This window comes from Loktanella sp. PT4BL, assembly GCF_003201935.1.
Classification (GTDB): domain Bacteria; phylum Pseudomonadota; class Alphaproteobacteria; order Rhodobacterales; family Rhodobacteraceae; genus Yoonia.
Window position 1 is genome coordinate 1 of the sequence record NZ_QJJL01000024.1, and the last position, 2732, is coordinate 2732.

Consider the following 2732-nt stretch of genomic DNA (forward strand, 5'->3'; position numbering starts at 1 on the left):
GGCTTTGATGCGGGCCAGCATCACCGCCGCCTGCGCGGGTTCCGCGCGACGCGGGCCCATGTCAATGCACTGATCGCGGCCTCTGGTCCCGATATCACGGCCCGTGCCCGCTGGCTCGTGCGCAATAACGGCTATGCGGTGAACGCTGTGGAAAGCTGGGCGGCGAACACCGTGGGCGATGGCATCAAGCCGATCTCGAAGATCGGGGATGCTACCCGCAAGGAAGAGCTGCAGCGCCTGTGGCTCGCCTGGACCGACGAGGCAGACGCTGAGGGGCTGACGGATTTTTACGGGCTACAGCGCCGCGCAGCACGCGAGGTGTTTATCGCAGGTGAGGTGTTCTTCCGGATCCGGATGCGGCGTGCGGGTGACGGGCTGACAGTCCCGCTGCAACTGCAGATGTTGCCTGCAGAGATGCTGCCACTGGAGCAAACGGGGGTTGCGGCCAACGGCAATGCGATCCGCCAGGGCATCGAGTTTGACCGGATCGGGCGGCGTGTGGCCTATCACTTCTTTCGCCGACACCCCGGCGACAGCACCGATCCTGGGCTGTCTGGTGAACTGGTGCGCGTGCCCGCATCGGAAGTGATCCATGTGATTGACCCGGTCGAAGGTGGCCAGCTGCGCGGCGTGTCGAAACTCGCCCCGGCCATCGTGAAGCTCTTCCTGCTCGACCAATACGACGACGCCGAACTCGATCGCAAGAAGGTTGCGGCAATGTATGCGATGTTCGTTACCTCCCCCGCGCCCGAGAATCCACTGGCCCCGGTCGAGGAGGATGAAGGTCCTGCCGGGGTGGAAATCAGCCCTGGGCAGGTTGTGCGACTGGATCCGGGCGAGGATGTTACCGTCGGGCAGCCTGCTGACAGCGGGGGCACGTATGAGCCGTTCCAGTACCGCACATTACTGCAGATCTCAGCAGCGTTGGGCATTCCCTATCCCTATCTCGCTAACGACATGGTGAAGGGGAACTTCTCGAACTCGCGCTTGGCGCTCATCGAGTTCCGCCGCCGTGTCTCGGCCTGGCAGCATTCGGTGATGGTCTATCAGCTCTGTCGTCTGGTCTATGCACGCTGGATGGATGCAGCGGTGCTGTCGGGCGCACTGGACCTACCCGGCTTTGAGGCCGATCGGGCGCGGCTGCTAGCTGCGGACTGGCTCCCAACCAAATGGGACTGGGTCGATCCGCTGAAAGATGCCAATGCCGAAATTGCCCAGATTGAAGCTGGGCTCAAATCACGCAGCCAGGCCATTGCCGAGCGCGGCTATGACGCCGAACAGGTCGATCGTGAGATCGCCGCGGAACGGGCGCGCGAGCGGGCGCTGGGTCTTGATTTCCGCCGTCCGGGGTCGCCCGCGCAGGGCGTGCAGGCGATGCCGGTTGAGGGAGAGGAAGCAGACCAAGAAGACAACAACGATAACGCGGAGGACGGTCCGCGCCCTGAAGAGGACCAACCCTGATGCTTCACGCTCGCATAGCCGCACGTGCGTTCAACACGCCGCTGCTGGTTGAACCCTCCAAGGCCATGGCGTTTCTGTCCGGGCTCGGGCCGCGCATTCTTGGGCGGCAGGTCGAACTGGCGGGCATTGATATGATCGATGAACCGGGCACAAGCGCCCTGCCCGCCCGCGTCAGCATTCTGGCCGGTAGCCTGCCTGAGAAACTGCGTCAGCATGGAGATGCGCCCTACCCCGTCGTGGACGGCATCGCGGTCATCGAAATCTCTGGCGTGCTGATCCATCGCGGCGGGTGGATCGGACAGTCGTCCGGTCAGACCAGCTATGAGGGGATCGCGGCCCAAATTGATGCGGCAGCAGGTGATCCGGCGGTGCGCGGCCTCGCATTGGAAATTGACAGTTTTGGCGGCGAAGTCGCTGGTGTTTTTGATTTGGCAGATCGCATTCGGGCCATTCGGGGCAGCAAGCCGGTCTGGGCTTTCATCGCCGAACACGCCTTCTCGGCGGGCTATGCGCTGGCCAGCCAAGCCGATCGCATCCTGCTACCCAGGACGGGTGCTGTCGGCAGCATCGGCGTTGTTGTGATGCATGCGGACATGAGCGGCCAGCTTGATCAGGATGGCATGCGCGTCACGCTGATCCACTCCGGTGCGCACAAGGTTGATGGCAATCCCTACACGCCGCTGCCAGACGGGGTTCGTGCGGACATCCAGAGCGAGATTGATGTGCTGCGGTTCCTCTTTGCCGAGACCGTTGCTGCGGGTCGTGCAGGACGGCTGGATATTGATGCCGCCATGGCCACCGAGGCCGCCACCTACCGCGGCGCTGACGCCGTCGCCGCAGGTTTAGCTGATGAGGTAATTGATCTGGCAGGCGGGTTGGTCGGGTTCCGCCAGGTCGTATCCGACCGTTCAATACCCAAGATCGCCCGCCCTTCTACCGCATCAGCACGCCAGACCATCACCTACCAAACCAGCCCTCGAAAGGAATTAGCCATGGCCCAAGAGCCTGACATCGAAACGACGCTACCGGAGGATGCCGATGATCTGCAGATGGATGATCGAGGCGATACTGGAGTTGCTGCACCAGCCGATGATGCTTCCCCCACGGCCGCCAGCGCACCTGCTGCAATTTCCGCGGCGGCAATCGCACCAACACCACCAGCCCCGTCCGCCTCGGTGGCATCGACCCCATCAGCAGCACAGCTCGGCAATCTGGCCGAAATCTCGGCGCAGCTACGCGAGGCAGCCGCGGAGGTCGCCGAAATAGCCGAA

The 2732-nt window shown here is 63.2% G+C and carries 2 protein-coding genes; both read left to right on the forward strand.

The window, feature by feature from the left end:
- On the forward strand, positions 1-1461 hold a 1461-nt coding region (locus C7964_RS19520; RefSeq protein ID WP_110281216.1), incomplete at its 5' end, for a phage portal protein.
- Positions 1461-2732 (forward strand): S49 family peptidase (locus C7964_RS20085; protein WP_110281217.1); only part of this gene is annotated, 1272 nt, incomplete at its 3' end. The genes C7964_RS19520 and C7964_RS20085, both read left to right, overlap by 1 nt.